The 16,814-nt window shown below is 67.3% G+C and carries 13 protein-coding genes and 2 pseudogenes; 8 read left to right on the forward strand and 7 right to left on the reverse strand.

The features are described 5' to 3' along the window. On the forward strand, positions 1–608 hold a 608-nt coding region (locus BCD49_RS34380), incomplete at its 5' end, for an IS630 family transposase (RefSeq protein ID WP_116439458.1). A 795-nt stretch (positions 609–1,403) separates the two neighbouring features. Here BCD49_RS34380 and BCD49_RS45510 read toward each other — a convergent pair. Continuing rightward, positions 1,404–1,661, reverse strand: coding sequence for a LacI family DNA-binding transcriptional regulator (locus BCD49_RS45510; RefSeq protein ID WP_007510729.1), 258 nt, complete (start codon positions 1,659–1,661; stop codon positions 1,404–1,406). A gap of 232 nt (positions 1,662–1,893) precedes the next feature. Here BCD49_RS45510 and BCD49_RS44450 point away from each other — a divergent pair, with 232 nt between their 5' ends. From BCD49_RS44450 to BCD49_RS34400, 3 genes are all read left to right on the forward strand, one after another. After that, positions 1,894–2,307 carry a hypothetical protein gene (locus BCD49_RS44450; RefSeq protein ID WP_007510728.1) on the forward strand — a complete coding sequence of 138 codons (414 nt, stop codon included), beginning with the start codon at positions 1,894–1,896 and terminating at the stop codon, positions 2,305–2,307. After that, complete coding sequence (locus BCD49_RS45515; RefSeq protein WP_007510726.1) at positions 2,271–2,894, forward strand: DUF4982 domain-containing protein; 624 nt, start codon at positions 2,271–2,273, stop codon at positions 2,892–2,894. The genes BCD49_RS44450 and BCD49_RS45515 overlap by 37 nt, the downstream gene beginning before the upstream one ends. A gap of 922 nt (positions 2,895–3,816) precedes the next feature. Then, entirely contained in the window at positions 3,817–5,103 is a 1,287-nt protein-coding gene (locus tag BCD49_RS34400; protein WP_071042348.1) for a cytochrome P450, read from the forward strand. 613 nt (positions 5,104–5,716) lie between these two features. Here the strand turns inward: BCD49_RS34400 and BCD49_RS34405 are convergent. The 6 genes and pseudogenes from BCD49_RS34405 to BCD49_RS34430 form a co-directional block, all read right to left on the reverse strand. Further along, positions 5,717–6,453, reverse strand: a pseudogene (locus tag BCD49_RS34405) (SDR family NAD(P)-dependent oxidoreductase). A 147-nt stretch (positions 6,454–6,600) separates the two neighbouring features. Beyond that, the gene (locus tag BCD49_RS34410; protein WP_007510718.1) at positions 6,601–7,434 is read right to left on the reverse strand and encodes a TauD/TfdA dioxygenase family protein; all 834 of its coding nucleotides are present in this window, start codon (positions 7,432–7,434) and stop codon (positions 6,601–6,603) included. A gap of 168 nt (positions 7,435–7,602) precedes the next feature. Continuing rightward, positions 7,603–7,929, reverse strand: a complete 327-nt coding sequence (locus tag BCD49_RS34415; RefSeq protein WP_007510716.1) for a hypothetical protein — start codon at positions 7,927–7,929, stop codon at positions 7,603–7,605. 28 nt (positions 7,930–7,957) lie between these two features. Further along, positions 7,958–9,241, reverse strand: coding sequence for an aromatic ring-hydroxylating oxygenase subunit alpha (locus BCD49_RS34420; RefSeq protein ID WP_071042349.1), 1,284 nt, complete (start codon positions 9,239–9,241; stop codon positions 7,958–7,960). A gap of 297 nt (positions 9,242–9,538) precedes the next feature. Continuing rightward, the gene (locus tag BCD49_RS34425) at positions 9,539–11,032 is read right to left on the reverse strand and encodes an acyl-CoA reductase (RefSeq protein ID WP_007510712.1); all 1,494 of its coding nucleotides are present in this window, start codon (positions 11,030–11,032) and stop codon (positions 9,539–9,541) included. Then, the gene (locus BCD49_RS34430; RefSeq protein WP_071042350.1) at positions 11,033–12,436 is read right to left on the reverse strand and encodes a hypothetical protein; all 1,404 of its coding nucleotides are present in this window, start codon (positions 12,434–12,436) and stop codon (positions 11,033–11,035) included. A 134-nt stretch (positions 12,437–12,570) separates the two neighbouring features. On the opposite strand from BCD49_RS34430, the gene BCD49_RS34435 reads away from it, so the two are divergent. The 4 genes and pseudogenes from BCD49_RS34435 to BCD49_RS34450 form a co-directional block, all read left to right on the forward strand. Continuing rightward, entirely contained in the window at positions 12,571–13,641 is a 1,071-nt protein-coding gene (locus tag BCD49_RS34435; protein WP_071042351.1) for a hypothetical protein, read from the forward strand. A 32-nt stretch (positions 13,642–13,673) separates the two neighbouring features. After that, positions 13,674–14,444 carry a TetR/AcrR family transcriptional regulator gene (locus tag BCD49_RS34440; protein ID WP_007510707.1) on the forward strand — a complete coding sequence of 257 codons (771 nt, stop codon included), beginning with the start codon at positions 13,674–13,676 and terminating at the stop codon, positions 14,442–14,444. Beyond that, positions 14,441–15,496: an aldo/keto reductase gene (locus tag BCD49_RS34445; protein WP_007510705.1), complete on the forward strand. Its 1,056-nt coding sequence runs from the start codon at positions 14,441–14,443 to the stop codon at positions 15,494–15,496. Before BCD49_RS34440 ends, BCD49_RS34445 begins: the two co-directional genes overlap by 4 nt. 821 nt (positions 15,497–16,317) lie before the next feature. Beyond that, a pseudogene (locus BCD49_RS34450) lies at positions 16,318–16,809 on the forward strand (transposase); the annotation flags it as partial. Between the last annotated feature and the right edge of the window lie 5 nt (positions 16,810–16,814).

The following is a 16,814-nucleotide window of genomic DNA, read 5'->3' on the forward strand; positions in this document are numbered from 1 at the left end:
GCGTCGACGAGAAAAGCCAGATCCAGGCGCTCGACCGCTCCCAGCCGGTCCTGCCGATGATGCCCGGCATGCCCGAGCGGCGCACCCACGACTACCTGCGCCACGGCATCACCAGCCTGTTCGCCGCCTTCAACATCGCCGACGGCACCGTCATCGGGGAACTGCACCGCCGCCACCGCGCCATCGAGTTCCGCAAATTCCTGGTCTCGATCGACAAGGCCGTCCCGGCAGGCCTGGACGTGCACCTGGTCTGCGACAACTACGCCACCCACAACACCCCCGAGATCAGGATCTGGCTGGAACGCCAYCCCCGCTTCCACGTCCACTTCACCCCGACCGGTTCCTCCTGGATCAACCAGGTCGAACGCTGGTTCGGCCTGCTCACCGACAAGCTCATCCGCCGAGGCGTCCACACCTCCGTCCAGGCCCTCGAGACCGACATCYGCACCTGGATCGACACCTGGAACCGCGACCCCCGGCCCTTCACCTGGACCAAGACCGCCGACGAGATCCTCGCCTCCCTCGCCGACTACCTCACCAAGATCAACCCATCGGCAGCCAACAACAAGGCAAACCTGGCCAGCGAGATTTCTGACGGGGAACACTAGATACGACCCTTCGCGGGTGACGGGAAGTGGCCAGGTGGCCAGGTGGGCGGGTGAAGCGCGAGGCGATGTAGCGGGCACGGCGTTTTCGGTCGGCGACGTTGCGTAGGCCGAAGGCGATCCGGTAGACGAGTTTTGCCGGCCGCCAGCCGGCGGTGCCGACGGCGGTGCGGTCATCGACGACGCCGAGCAGGCCGTGGCCGCCACGGGAGTCGACGAACTCGGTCTGCCAACGATCCGCGTCGTCGGCCCGGCGGCAGCTACTGTCTCTGTGCCATTGGGATCGGCCACGACGACGATCGTCGATCCCGAGTACCTCCACGGGAGGAAGCGGCCGGACACCGACCGGGACACACCCGGCTGGGCGGCCACCCGCCGGGCCGCCGGGGCCGCGAGAATGCCATCGGCGGGGTCTCGTCGCCGGTGCCGGCCAGGTCGCTAGCTCCGGCGGCGGCAGACCCAGCGAGACAGCACAGTCGCAGGCGGCGCGGTAGCGTGCCTCCACCAGCGAGTTCGGGCCCGGGTTCCCGAAGGCGGCGAATACCAGTTTCTTGCAACCACGCTCGTTCAAGTGCGTGACCTGCAACTCGGGCCCGGTACGGATCGCCATCGCGAGGTCGGCGTTGTTGAGCCGAGTGGGGTCGGGATGGATCCGCCGGATCCCGCAGCCCTGCATGGAGGCGAGCTCGTCCGAACTGAAGGGGACGAGCCCGAAGACGGCGTCCGGGTTCAGTGACTCCCGGAGCGGGCGGGTCGCCCGTCGGAGCGGCGGATGTTGGTGACCAGCGAGTAGCCGGACTAGTCCAGCACAAGGGACACTTCGTCGAGGTAGTTGCGGAAGGTGAACTCCAGCGGCCAGTCTGGCAGGCCGACCAGGATGACCCCACTGCGGCCGCTGGCTAGTGCCCTCGCGGCGCTGTTCGGCCGGTGGCGGAGGCGGAGGGCTGCGGCCAATAGTCGTTCGCGGGTCTTCGTGGAGATGCGGTGCCCACGGGTGTCGTTGAGGACGAATCCGACGGTCGCTCGCGACACCCCCGCCGCTTGGGCCACGTCCATGGCTGTGACATGCCTCCACGCCGTTGCCTCTGACCCCGCCACCAGCCCAGCTCCGTCCCGCTAGGTGAACCTTCGGGACTTGCCCGCGCTAGCGATGTGGTGGTAGCCTCCGCCGAGGCAGCTCAGCGCGCGCTAGTGATATGAGACACGCACCGTCGGGCCGTGCCCAATGTGTCGTGACGACCGCGCGTGGCTCGTTTGATCGTCCCGGAGCGCAAGCAGGAGAGTTCGGTTGATCCGTACGTCCTTCAACAACGGCTGGTTGATCCGCCGGAAGAGCGATGCGTTACCGGACATCCTCGGCCGAGACGACGCACCTCGGGGCGAGGTCGGGCTGCCCCACGACGCGACCGTGGAGCGCGGGCGCGACGGCACCGCCCCGGAGGCGGGCCGGCGCGGTAGCCAGCAGGGTGGCACCCATCAGCAAAAGAAGACGTTCTTCGTGCCGACAGGATACCGAGGCCGGCGGGTCACCGCCGAATTCGAGGGCGTGGACCGGGGCGCCCGGCTCTACCTCAACGGCGACTTCGCGGCCCAATGCGACTACGGCTATTCCAACATCTTCGTCCACGCCGACCGGCTGGTGAGGCACGGCGAAGAAGAATCAAGGTGGACTCGGACGCCGATGAGGTCGACCTGCCGGTGAACGGGCGCTGGGCCGGCACCGTCCCGGCGGGTGAGAAGAACCGATTCGAGGCCGAGTTCGGCACCGTCTACGAACCCGGGGAAATCATCACCGTCGCCTATACCGGCGGCGCCGAGACCGGCCGCAGCCCACTTCGGTCGGCGGCCACAGAGGTCCGGCTGCGCACCACCGCCGACCGCGCCCGGATCGCCCCGACGACACCGACCTCGGTCGCGAGACCTTCCTGGCCGCATCGAGTGGGCCGGAGAGTGGCCCACCGTCGTCGAGGACCGGTTCACAGCGTCGGCACCGCGCACGTCCTTCACCGACGCGTTCCCGCACCGGCGCTGCACCCCCGGTGGATCTCGCCCGAAACCAACTCACAGACATTCGCCCGCATTAGAAAAGACGGTGGCGCCGTCCTCGCCGCCGGCCGGGCATCTGAGGCACGCAAAGCACGCCACCTGCTCGCGGTGCGAACCCGAGACCAGCACTGGCAGGCTGCCGCATTGATCCCCAACGGCGACGCCTGCCTGACCGTCGGGTGGACGACGACCACTGGGCCGCAGTCGAACGACGCGGTGACACCTTGGTCGCCCGAATGGTAGTCGGCCCACTCGACCAGTACTCGCCAGGGCCACCGCCGTGACGACCGCATAAATAATCTCGGCGATATCAGCTGGCCGGGATCACCCGCCCGCCACCACCTAGACCAACCGCGCCGCGCCGCACGCTGGGAGGCCTGCGACCTTAAGTCGATTCCCCGTCGACTTGGTGGGTGCTGCTACCACCACCCACCAAGTCGACGGCGGCGATGTCAACGCCGACATGTGGCCAGGTGAWCGGCCGAGGGATCGACCTTCGTCGAACGTCCGTCGACGCGTGCGACCACTCTCACCGGCCTGCCGAAGACATCCGATCGTTTCGGATCTCGGACCGAGAGCCTATCGCCTCGGGGCGAAACGGGTGATGATCGAGCGGAGGAAGGCTCCTTCTCCCGAACCGCGCTCGCCCCCTACCGGCGGATGCTGGCCGACCGCCTCGAGCGCTGCGTCATCCCACTGAACCGGCGGGCCACTGCTGTGGCGCAGAACCGGCGGGCCGTGGGCTGGGCGGTCGTCGTGGTGTCTTCGTGGGGCACCCTTGAAAAAAAATATACGATCGTATAGCATCGTACTGCGCCTCCATGATATCAATCGAGGCGGGCGGCCCACCTCGCTGGTGATGCGCAGATCGAGAAGGGGCGGACGACCCGCTTCGCGTTCACGAGGGAGGACGCAAGGCTCGAGCCACGGATCCAACGACCCTTGGTTCGGCGGGTTTGTCCCGTGGGCGAACTCGACCCGGGCATCCGTCGCAACGAGTTCCTGGTCCGCCGTGGTTGACGGGACAACCGAGCAGGCTTGCTGTCGGCCGTCACACTGTTGCATAGCGGAACCTCAATTCCGCGCTGGGCATGCAGGAAGTCTGGTTGGCTTTCGGCACTATCGACACACGGCGCCGACAGCCTGATGTTGGAAGGAGAGAGAGTTGCCCGATTGGAAGACGGTTGACTTCTTCAACGATGAGTCGCTCGTCGACGACCCCTATCCCTACTTCGACGAGTTGCGCTCGGTGTGTCCAGTCCTACCGTTGCCGCACCTTGGAGTCGTAGCCGTAACCGGCTACGACGAAGCGACTGAGGTGTACCGGGACGCCGAAACCTTCTCGTCGTGCAATTCGGCGGTCGGCCCGTTCGCGCCGTTCCCCGTACCGCTCGACGGCGATGACGTGAGCGGTATCATCGACCGGTACCGTGACCTTATTCCATTACATGAACACATGATCACTATGGACCCGCCCGCACACACCCGCGAGCGTGAACTCCTTATGCGACTTCTGACGCCGAGACGGCTCAGGGAGAATGAATCCTTCATCTGGCGCTTGGCTGATCAACAGATCGACGAATTCATCGATAACGGTAGCTGTGAGTTCATCGGCGAATATGCAAAGCCCTTCGCCATGCTCGCTGTCGCCGACGTGCTCGGCGTGCCCGAGGCCGACCACCAGAGGTTCCGCGAGGGCTTCGGTCCCGGCGGCAACCTTGGTCAGATCGGTGACGGCGAGCAGGACGACGGAGAATCCAACCCGCTCGGKTGGCTCGACGCCGAGTTCACAYGGTACATCGAGGACCGGCGACGGGAACCACGCAATGATGTGCTAACCAGCCTGGCACAGGCGACCTACCCTGATGGCAGCACGCCTGAGGTGATCGCGGTGGTTCGAGTATCGACATTCCTCTTCGCCGCCGGTCAGGAGACGACCGCGGTGCTGCTCGCCTCAACTCTCAAATACCTGGCCGAAAACCCCGAAGCGCAGGACGAGCTCCGGAAGCACCCTGAGCTGATCCCTGACCTGATCGAAGAGACACTCCGCGTCGAAAGTCCCGTCAAGGCAGACTTCCGGTTGGCCAGGCGAGCAACCACCATCGGCGACGTCGAAATCGCGGCGGGCACACCGGTCATGCTACTCAACGGCGCGGCCAACCGCGATCCGCGACGTTTCGAATGCCCGGCCGAAGTTCGCATCGATCGAAAGAACGTCCGACAGCACATATCCTTCGGGCGCGGAATTCACTCTTGTCCTGGCGGGCCGCTGGCCCGCGTCGAAGGACGCATCAGCCTTGAGCGAATCCTCGCGCGGACCCGCGACATCCGGCTCTCCGAGGAGCATCACGGGTCGCCGGACTCCCGGCGCTTCACGTATGCGCCGAGCTGGATGCAGCGGGGGCTCACCGAGCTGCACCTGGTATTCACGCCCGTCGGCGGTGACCAGTGAGCCGCGCTGCCTTCGTCGCCGGCGGCGCGTCCGGCACCGGACTCGGCATCGTGCGACGATTCGCCACCGACGGACATCGCGTCGCTGTCGTCGACAGGGCCCCGGCAAAGTTGCCGTCCAACGGAATCGATCGTACTTGTGGTGCTGATAGCGGGTTGGTGGGTGACACGCCGAGGTAGCCGCGGTATTCAAAAGATCGACACCTGCCGGCTCCAGCGGCACCCGGTCTCTGGAGAAGGACGTCGAGATTGCTGTCCTGCGCCACCAGCTAGCCGTTCCACGCCGTCAGGTCGCTCGGCCGCGGTACTCCCCGTCCGATCGGATACTGCTGGCGGCGCTGCCCAGATGTTCCCTCGCCCACGCTGGTCGGCGTTCCTCGTCACGGCCGCGACCGAGCTGACGAGCTGGCCGGAGCCCAAGGTACGAGCGGGGGCCGCTGTCCGCGTCGGCGGCCGAGGCGCGATCTGACGATKGGCGCCTGGAGTGGCGCTGTGATCCCGGATCACGGGCCGCGGCCGGGTGACGGGCGCACAGGTCAGTTGATCGGCACGTGCGGCAGACCATGTGTCGGCTCGTGGCGGTTGCCCGAGCCGGCGGTCCTCTGCACTGAGCTTCAGGTGTTGCGGCCACGGTTGACGCCGATGATCTGGCCGGTGATGTAGCTGGCCTCGTCACGGCAGAGCAAGGAGCAGGCAGCGGCGACGTCCTCGGCTTGGCGCCGGGGCCGGGGAAGCCCTTGGCGACGTTACGCTCGGTTATCGGGGTGATGATGAAGCCGGGCGGGATCGTGTTCACGGTGATCCCGTGCTCGCCGAGCTCCAGCCCCAGGGACTTGGTGAAGGTCATGACGCCGCCTTTGGACGCCGAGTAGTGCGTCATGAACTACTGCTGGCCGCCCTGGGCGGACGACGACGAGATGGTCACGATCCGGCCTCAGCCGGCCTCGATCATATCGGGGACGACGGCCTGGCAGCTGTGGAACGTGCCGGTGAGGTTCACGTTCACCAGCGCGTTCCACTGTTCGGCGTTGATGTCGAGGAATCAGCGGAAGCCTTCGTGGCCGGCCGACGTCACCAGGATCACGGCCGGGCCGAACCGGTCGTTGATCTCGGCGACGCCCGCGTCGATCTGCTCGCGGCTGGTGACGTCGACGGTGACCGGGTGCGCCTCGCCGCCCGCGGCGGCGATCTCGTCGGCGACCGCCTTGGCGTTGCCCGGGTCCAGGTCGAAGACGCCGATCCTGGTGCCGTCGGCGGCGAGGCGCGGCGCGCAGCCGCGTCCGATGCCCGAGCGGCTACCGGTGACGATCGCGACCTTGCCAGCCAGGCTATCGCTGGGTGCCGCGGTCATCCGCGCGTCGTTTCCCTTCGGTGTCAGGCTTGATCTCTGATAGTTCGGTCGGTGACGCCCCTGCCTTGGGCGACRCCGCCGTCGGCGCGGCGCCACCTCCCCGGCCCGGGGCCGCTCTGGCTTCGTCGGGGCACCCTGGCGCTCCGCCTAAGCCACGGCTTCCTCGCCGACCAGGGTGGTGCGGTGCATCAGCCGGCGGGACTCGGCCGTGTAGGGCTGCGCCCGGTGCAGGATGCCGGTGTTGTCCCAGATCACCAGGTCACCGAGGCGCCAGTGGTGGCGCAGCGCGAACCGGGGCTGGGTCGCCCAGTCGAGCAGTCGGTCGAGCAGCGCCCGACTTTCCTCGGCCGGTAAGCCGACGACGTGGTCCGCGGTCGCTCCGACGAGCAGTGACTTGCGCCCGTTACGTCGCGTCCAGACCATAGGGTGCTCCCGGGACGGAACCTTGTCCCACGACGCCCGCATCTTCTCCGACGCATTGGGGTGCACCAGCCGCTGCGCCGCGGCGAAGCTGTGTACTACGCGAAACTCCCCGAACCTGGCCTTCTCCTCGTCGGAGAGCCCGTCATAGGCCGCGTAGAGGTTCGCGAACTCGGTGTCGCCGCCCTCCGTGGCGACCTCCAGCGCGGTCAGCAGCGTTGCCTTCTGCGGAACCAGGTCGTTCGCGCCGTCGATGTGCCAGTAGAACGTGCCAGCCCGGTAGGCGGCGAGCACGCTCTGCGCCGGGTCCAGAGTGATCGCGGAGACCTCCGGGTACTCCTTCTCCCCGCCCATCGGCGCGACGACCACCTCGCCGAGCAACCGGCTCAGCGCCACCAGGTCGGCGTCACCGATGTGCGCCCCCTGGTAGATCACCACACCGTGCTCATCGAGGTACTTCTGTGTGTCCGCGGCGACCGCGGGATCCGCCAGCTGACTGCCGGTCAGGCCTGTGATCTCGACACCCACCTCGGGGCTGATCGGGCTGACAGTGACGGACATCGTTCCTCCCGTGTCTGGTCTCGGCCGAGATGGTCGAGAGCCGCCGTTCGGGGCTGTTTTGGGTGTGCCGGCGCACGGGTTCTGCTGGTGGCTGGCGATCGACCACTGGCCAGACAACCCGTGCGCCGGGGGCCTGCACTGTTCCCAGGTTGGGTCGGCAGGCGGGGGCTAGATGGCGGGGGCGAGGACGTTCGAGATGTGCGCGGCGCCCGCGTCCGGCACGCGCGGCTGGCGCCACGCCTCGACCGGGAACGAGATCGTGCACAGCGAGTAGTACATGAGGAGCAGGTTGTAGGTGTCCTCGGGGAGGTCGTCCAGGTCGAACTTGTCGAGGTAGCTCAGCGCATCCTGGATGCGAGGAAAGGCCGCGTCGTAGAACGTCTGCATCTCGTCCATGTTCGAGACGTACCGCTTGGCGAACCGCTCGTCCTCGGTCACGAGGCACCAGTCGATGAACGGCTCCAGGTCCGCGAAGTCCGCGGGCAGCTTGGCCACAGGTGGCTCCTCTCGATCAGCCGGGCGGTCAGACCAGCGCCGGGGACGGCTTGGCGCCCGGGGTGGTCTTGACGTACTCGGCGCAGAACGCGCGGGCGGTCTGGTGCAGGTGACGCAGGAGGAGCTCCTGGTCGTTCAGCGGGAACTCGCTGACCGCCCGGGACTCGAGCATGCTCTGGGTCGCCTCGAGGGTGTTGGCGTCCTGCAGGCCGTACTCCTTGAACGACGCCGCGGCCATCTCCTGGCGAAGCCGGTCGCTCACTGTCTTCGGTGGAGCGAAGTACAGCGAGCACTCGAAGGTGTGGCGGTTCACCGCGGTCGGCCAGTAGTGGTACGTGAGGTACCAGCCCGGCTTCCAGACCAGGATCATGAAGTTCGGGAAGAACAGGAACGAGTCGACGCCCCAGGCGTTGTGCCGGGCCGGGTTGACGCCCGGGGGGAGTTCGATGTCGAACGGGGGGTCCCAGGGGCCGAACAGGCCGGTGCGCAGCGCGTTCTCGATCGGCTTGACCATGCTGGGGTCCTTCGGCGGGGACATGCCGCCCCAGCTCGAGACCATCGAGTGCGGTCCCTCGATGCGGTAGTGCAAGGCCTCGTAGCCGTAGCTCTGGAGCTTTTGCGCCTCGCTGGGAACAGCCTGGCGAACGTGCAGCACCGGCGCGTGGTAGAACTCCATGAAAGCGTCGATGAACAGCTTCCAGTTGGCGCCGATGTCGGACTTGTACTTGAAGACCYGGGTCATCTCGCCGAACGGATAGCCAACGAGATCCGCGGCCATGGGCCCGAGGTAGTCGACGAGGGACTGGGTGCCGTCCTTGTCGAAGTTGATGAAGATGAAGCCTTCCCAGATCTCGCAGCGCACGTCCGCGAGGCTGTACTTCGCCTTGTCGAGGTCGAAGAACTCGGACTCCTGCTGCACGAAGGTGCAGGCGCCGCCGAGGTCGTACCGCCAGGCGTGGTACTTGCAGATGAACTGCCGCGCCGTGCCGGACGTCTCCTCACGCGGAAAGTCCTGCCAGACCAGCTTGTTGCCGCGGTGGCGACAGACGTTGTGAAACGCCTGGATGCCTTCCGCGTTCCGCACAATGATCACSGASGAGCGAGCGGCGTCGATCTCTTTGGTGAAGTAGCTGCCCACCTTCGGAAGCTGCTCGACCCGGCCGACGTTGAGCCACGTCTTACCGAAGATCGCCTTGCGCTCGAGCTCATAGTGCTCGGGCGAGATCGAGTCCTCGTACGAGGCATCCGCCGTGCTCAGGTCGGGATAGTGCTGGGTCCAGCTGCCCTCAGCTGGCTTCGGGAAGTGAGCCATGTCCGCAATCCTTTCCGTATCCGACAGGCAGCCACGATAGCAACCCTCTCAGATTACGAGAAGCAGATTCTCATATGGACGGCGATGGGCGCAAGTGGACGCCGGGAGCGGTTTCAAACGCATCGCTGGAGCGATCGATAGAGATGACCCTGGGCAGCATCGAAAGCGCCGACAGCCTACCGGTCCGCGGCGCTTCCGACGTACGACAATGACGGTGTGGTGATCGTCGGATTTGTCAGCTGGCGTTCTTACGACGTTGAGGCTGGCACCTCCGGGGAATGACTGAGGTTGCTCCGGTCAGCGGGGGTCGTCGGATTCATCGATGACCCAGCGGACCATGCGGCGCAGCGGATAGGTGCCGTCGTGCGGTAGTCCGTTGGCCTGGTCGGGGTCGACGGGCACCCGCCGCACGCCTGGTCGTAGCGACGAGCCGAGAGGCAGCGTGCGCTGGACGCCGTGCAGCGCGAGGTCGTCGCGCAGCTTCTCGCGCAGCGACTCGGGGTAGATCCCGACGGTCTGCGTCTCCTCGCTGACCCAGTTCGTGACCTGGGTGATGTCCTCGACCGGGACCAGATTGACGATCCGGTTCGTCAGCTGCTGGGCGAACTCCACCGGCTCGTCGATCCGGGACACCACGACGCCGGACGAGGAGCTGTCGCCGATGACGCGGTAGAACTCCTCGTCGAGCGCGATCGCCTCCAGCTCGCGGTCCAGTTCAGGGTCGGGCCGCTTGGGCGCGGTCGACTCGTGCGGCGGAAGTGCCTCGAAGGCCTGCTTGATCGCGTGGCCGAACCGTTCGAGCGCGTCCAGGTCGTCGTCCTCGGTGCTGGCCTCGACGTAGACGAGGCGGGTGCTGGAACAGGCGGTCTGGTTCATCTGCCCGGCCATCAGCGCGACCCCGTGGGCCGCGGTAGCCATAGACGCGTCGTCTTCGAGCGCCTGGTGGCCGACGATCGAGATCGACAGCTTCGGGTTCATCGCGATGAGCTCGATGCCCGGGACCAGGTAGCGCTGGATGTATGTCATCGAGGACATCCCGCCCCAGGCCGTGAGCTTCTCGATCCGTGACGGCCGGTAGATCTCCTTCTCGACCGCCGTGTCGCCGCCTTTCCAGTAGCCGACCGCGAAGTGCTTCGTGACCGGGTGGTCGGACGCCATGTCGATCATTGTGCGGACGATCGCGGTGGCGGTGTAGGGGTCGTTCGAGGGTGCCTTGATGAGGCAGTCGCCCTTGGTCAGTGCCGAGTTGACGACCGTCATGGCAGCGACGATCGGTACGTTGCCGGCGATGATGTGCATGTTGCGGGTGCCGACGGCGCGCAGCCGGATCGTCGACAGGCCGGGCCGGCCCTGCTCGACCCAGCCGTCGAGGTAGGCCTTGCCGACGATCCGGTCGATTCGCCCGGACAGCCGCGACCGGTCGAACAGCGCGGGGACGTTCTCGTAGACCGGCAGCAGTACCGGCTCGGTCAGCTCGCCCGCCTCCAGCGCCATGCGGTACGCCCGTTGCATCAGCGGGTTGTCCTCAAGGGCCAGCCGGGGGCCGAGCGCGGCGAGGAAGTCGATGATCTCATCGATCGGCAGCGCGGCGAGGTCGGCGAGGTCGCTGGGGTTGGCCAGCACCAGCTGAGAGGCGTAGCGGCGCGGGTTGGGAGTACGGAATCGGCCTCCGGTCCGGCCGCCGTACTCGACGGCGTCGTCACCCGGCTCGATGACCTTCCCGCGGATGAGGAACGGGATCTCCACGATGTCGGTCGAGGCCGCCACAGGCGCGAACGGTGCGGCGGTCATCTAGGCCTGTCCCACGTAGTCCATGAAGTCGCTGTACGCCTTGCCGGTGCCAGCACAGGTGATCTTGTCATCGCCACCTTTCAGCTCGCCGAACCGGGCGATGTCCTGGTCGACCCGGGGGCCCTTCCATCCGCAGGCGCAGGCGTAGTCCCAGTGCATGGTGACCCRGTCGCTGGAGATGAACCCGCCCCAGTAGGTCTCGGCGAGCAGGTCGTACAGCGCCAGCCGACCGGTCTGGACGCCGTCGGCCGGTAGCGGTCGGAAGTCCTCGTCCAGAACGATCGGGATGGCGTACGGCTGGAAGTGGAAGTAGCCGGCCGAGCACAGCGGCGCGGTGCCCATGCACTCGGACATCCCGTACATCGAGTGGATTCGGCCGATCCCGAAGAAGTCCATAAGCAACTGTCGCCAGTCCGATGGCGCGTCCCTGTACCCCTTGAAGCCGCCGCCGCCCATGAGGAGGGAGCCCTCGGCAAACTCGCAGACGATGCCCTGCTCGCGGCCCTTGAGCGCTAGGCGCACCAGGTCGGCGTAGGTGCCGCCGATGCGGATCCGCTGGCCACGGAACTCCTCCGCGACCTTGACGAACCAGCTCTGCAGGTCCTCCTCGCGGTGCGCCGCCGCCTCGATGAACGCCCGGCGCTCCGCGAGCAGCTCCGGGTCAAGCGTGAGCTGGTCAAGCTCGCCGCGCTCCTCCGCCGCCTGCAGCCGGCCGGCGAGTGACAGCAGATCCGAGGACAGCGGGTAGTCGTTGACCATGTGCCGGTTGGCCTCGCCGCCGGCCGACGCGCGGCCGAACAATCTACCCATCTTGGTCATCATCTGGTGGCCCGACCGGTAGCCGCTGGCGGACAGGTTCGGGATCTTCTCCACCCGCGTGTCGATGCCCAGCGCCGCGCGCAGCACCTCGAAGTACGCGTTCTTCCACGCCGGCCACTCGACCTGCGAACGCGGGATGAAACTCAGCTTGCCCGTCGTCCCGGTGGAATGGCCGATGATCATTTCATGCTCGTCGAGGCGGTCGAGCCAGGCGTCGACCGACCGCAGCCCGTCGAGCGGGATCGCGGACAGGTCGTGGGTGGTCAGCCGGCCCAGCCACGCCGTCAGCCGCTTGAAATTCCGCTTCTCGATGAGGCTGAGCGGATATGCCTTGTAAACACGATGGTCGAAGAGCACCGGCACGACGTCCGCGATCTCCTCGACCCGCTCGATGCCCTGCTTGGTGGCCAGCTTGTCGAGCGCGTCAACCGCCGGGCGCAGCGCCGCGAACCGCCGGGACAGCGCCGCGCGCTGCGCGGCATCGACCCCCTCCCGCCGCAGCGACAGCAGCTCGTCGACCGAGTGGACTGTCCACGCGGCCGGGTCACTCGGGTCTAACACGATGGCCGGGCTGGTCTGAGGCATCCGCCCCTCCTGGTGCTCAGGTCGTGGACCGAAAATACACGCATACGTATACTTGCGGTCAACGGATCGGCGACGGCGCGCGATGGCAACGGGGCCGCGGTCCGAACCTGGGCCGGCTAGACAGTGGAGGCAGCGTGGAACGTCTGGATCTGAAGATCGACGTCACCGACGCCGCTGGCCTTGGCGAGYCGGCCACCATCGCGGTCACCGTGCATATCCCGGACCCCCTGCCGCGCGGCCTGCCGCGGATGGTCTGCTTCGCCAAACCAGGCGCGGGCCTCTCGCGCGGCTACTTCACTGCTGCCCTGCCCGGAGCGGGTTCCGCAGCCGGCAGCCAAGCCGCGTGGCATGCCGCCTGCGGCTGGATCTTCGTTTCGGTCGACCACCTCGGCGTCGGCGCTAGCAGCACCCATCACGACCCAGCACGCCTCGACTACACGACGCTGGCGGCAGCGGCCCAGGCCGCGGAGCGCCAGGTCCTCGACAGGCTCCGGTCAGGCACTCTGCACGCGGAGCTCGATCCGGTCGCCAGTCCCGTGGTGCTCGGGCTCGGCCAGTCCATGGGTGGCTGCCTGACCGTGGTCCAGCAGGGCCAGCACCACTGCTACGACGGCATCGCCGTCCTCGGGTACAGCGTGGTCCACTCCCGCCCCCCGGTCCCGCCGGGCGCGGTGCCGATCATGCAGCCCTGGGTTCTGCGCGACTCCCACCCTGGCCGCCCGCCGGTTGTCGTGAACGCCGCCGAGATCGCGGCCGGAGCCAGAACCTTCACCTCGTCAGACACCCGAGCCGCGACGAACTGGCTGTTCTACCTCGGCGACCCCGACGCTGGCYCGCCCCGGCCATCCAAGTCCCCGAGCGGCGATACACCACCCTGGTTGTCCACGACCTACCCAGGAGTGGTCAAGTCGTGCCTCACCCCAGGGGTCATCGCGTCCGAGGCCGCCGCCGTCGACGCGCCAGTACTGGTCGCCATGGGCGAACGCGACGTCGTCGCCGACCCGAAAGGTGAGCCCCGCGCCTACCTCTCCGCGAGGTCGGTCGACCTCTTCGTCTGCCCGAGGATGGGGCACATGCATAACTTCGCCGCCACCCGACAGCTGCTGTGGGAGCGCATCGACACCTGGGCCGCCTGGGTCGCCGCGGCGACGGCCGCCGCACCCGGAACAGTCAGAACCGACGCGACCGCGGTGACCGCACCGTGACCCAAAAATATACCGATCAGTACAATTTCTAGATGGACTCGACACGGCCCACCACCGACGCCGCCAGCACAGCTCCCGCCTCCGGCGGCGGGCGGCCGCGCGGGCGACCGACAGCGACCGAGGCCGCGGCACTCAACGAACAGCTCCGCCGCGCCGCGGTCGACGTCTTCCTCGAACAGGGCTACGAGCGCACCACGATGGAGACGGTCGCCCAGGCCGCCGGCATCACCAAGCGCACGCTCTACGCCCGCTACCCGGACAAGCGCGCTCTCTTCCTCTCCGTCATCTCGTGGGCGCTCGCCCGCCAGGAGCGCGACGAGCGCCTCACCGAACCGGTCCCGGATGACCTCGTCGCCGGTCTCACGGCGATCGCCCGGACCAACCTGGCCCGCGCCGTCGACCCCGACATCGTCCGCCTAAGCCGGATGGCGATCGCCGAGTCCGCCCGCTTCCCCGAGTTCGCCGCCAGCTCGCACAGCATGACCTGGTCACCGCGTATGCGCGCCGCCATGGACCTGCTGCGCCGGCACGCCGCCGCCGGCACCGTGCAGATCGACGACCTGGAGCTCGCGGCCGAGCACTTCCTCACCCTGGTCAGCGCGATGCCCGCCTGGCTCGCCGTCTTCGGCATCTCCCGCACCCCCGAAAACGAGGAACGCCACCTGCGCTACGCAGTCACCCTCTTCCTCAACGGCGTCCTCGCCGGCCGTAGCCCAGGCACCGCCACACCCCCACCACCGACCGCCGATCCCAGTCGACCGCTGGCACCGACCCCAGACACGCCTGAAGGACGCACACCATGACCGAGCCAGGCGCCCAACGCCACGCCGTCCCCCCGGGCGCACGCCCACGGCACAGCCGGAACCCGCTGCGCCAACTCGGACGCAGCGGCCTCTACATCTCGACGTTCGCCCTCGGCACCATGACGTTCGGAATGCCGGACTGGGGCTGCGACGAGGACACCTCCGTCCAGCTTGTCCACTGCTACCTCGACGCCGGCGGGAACTTCCTCGACACCGCCGATGCCTACGGCGCCTCCGAGGACATCATCGGCCGGGCCCTCAAGGGCCGCCGACACAAGGCCATCATCGCGACCAAGGCCGGACTACCCACCGGACGCGGCCCCCACGACAAGGGCACCGGCCGTACCCACCTCCGCCGCGCCTGCGAGACCAGTCTGCGCCGCCTACAGACCGACTACATCGACCTCTACCAGGTCCACTTCGACGACCCCACCACCCCGATCGAAGAAACCCTCGACACCCTCGACGACCTCGTCCACGAAGGCAAGGTCCGCTACATCGGCGCATCGAACTTCCATGCCTACCGACTCATGAAGGCACTCGCGACCAGCGACGCCCGCGGTACACAACGGTTCATCTCCCTCCAGGGCCAGTACAACCTGATCGTGCGCACCCTCGAACGCGAGCACCTTCCGCTCCTAGAAGAGGAAGGACTCGGCTTCATCGCCTGGAGCCCACTCGCCGCCGGCATGCTTACCGGAAAGATCACCCGCGATACGACACCGGCCGACACCCGGTTGAGTCAGCGCGAGGTCGAACTCGACACCCTCGTCAAGAACGACCGCGGCTTCGCCATCGCCGCCGCCGTCGCGAAAGCCGCCTCCGAGCTCGGCTGCACCCCCGCTCAGCTCGCCCTCGCCTGGCAGCGCACCCGCCCCGTCACCTCCACCATCATCGGCGCCCGCACCATGACCCAGCTCGAAGACAATCTCGCCGCCCTCACCATCGAAGTCCCCAAGGAAACCCTGGCTGAACTAGACCACCTCACCGATCTCGCCGCGGAATACCCCACTGCCTTCCTCGCGACCGTGCAAAGCTGGCTCCGCCGCTGACGTGCGCTATGCCCGCGTCTGCGGCTACAGGTGCACACGGAGACCGTCCTGCGCTGGCACCGCACGCTGATCGCCTGCCATTACGCCGCTGTCTCCCGCCCCAAGCAGCGCGGTCGGCCCCACTCCATCGGTTCCATCCGCGCCCTGGTGCTGCGTCTTGGCCCGGAATGACAGTACCAGCTCATAAGCCGAAATCCGGATTTAGGAGCCCCACAAGACTGAACCACATCATTCCAGCCCACAGGACCGGGCCGACTTCTGGCACCACAGACGGAGATCCACGAGCTACCGGCCGCCCGCTCTATTGACCTGTTATCGACCTATTTGTGAGGTTCCTTGCGGGGAACGGAAATAAGGGGCGGAATCGTACAAACACCGTCCGGTTGATCGTCCGCCAAGGGTCGAGATCGAAGGCGCCAAATGGGCCCGGGGAGACCACAGGAACGCAGCGAGTTGCCGCATAGGTATCGCTATGCCCCGAGGGTCGATGCGGACATCAACCCCCGCCAGCTGCGACGCCTCACCAGCCAGACCGCCACAGCCAGGATCGACAGACAACACGGGACCTTCGGTGCTCACTACCTCGCCGRCCAGAAGCCCCACAGGTTCCGCCACGCCCAACAGGCCATCGTCGAAGGGCAACGCGGTCTCGCCCGGCAGCGGTCCACCCCGCCGGCGACTCACGGCCCGCCCCCCGACACAGATATGTCACGGCCCCGACCCGCGTAACGCCCTTCACCCAGGACCAGCGTTCGCGGATCGCCATCGGGACGGCCGAACTCATCGACCGTCACAAACCCGCCGGCCTCATCGGTCCCGAACGGCCGTGCCGAGACCGGCCGGCCAGCAGATGGTATGTCGACGAGATCTACGTCAAGATCGCAGGCTGGTGGACCTACCTCTACCGGGCCGTCGACCAGCACGGACAGGTCATCGACGTCCTCGCCAGCGCACGGCGCGACCAGCTCGCAGCGCGGCGGTTCTTCGAACGGGCGCTCACCCACGGGTGCCGGCCGGTCGAGGTCACCACCGACAAGGCACCCGTCTACCCACGGATCCTCGACGAACTGCTGCCCGAGGCCTGCCACGTCGACGCCGCCCGGGAGAACAATCGCATCGAGTCCGACCTCAGCCGGCTCAAGGCGAGGCTTCGGCCGATGCGCGGGCTCAAACAGCTGCGCTCCGCCCAGACGATCAGCACCGGACACTCGCTGGTCCAGAACATCCGCCGCGGCCACTACGAACTCGCCACCGACGCCGATCCGCGACTGCGGCTGTCGGTCGCGTTCTCCGAGCTCGCCGCGGCGGTCTGATCCTC

It is taken from the genome of Pseudofrankia sp. EUN1h (assembly GCF_001854645.1).
GTDB classification, from domain to species: domain Bacteria; phylum Actinomycetota; class Actinomycetes; order Frankiales; family Frankiaceae; genus Pseudofrankia; species Pseudofrankia saprophytica.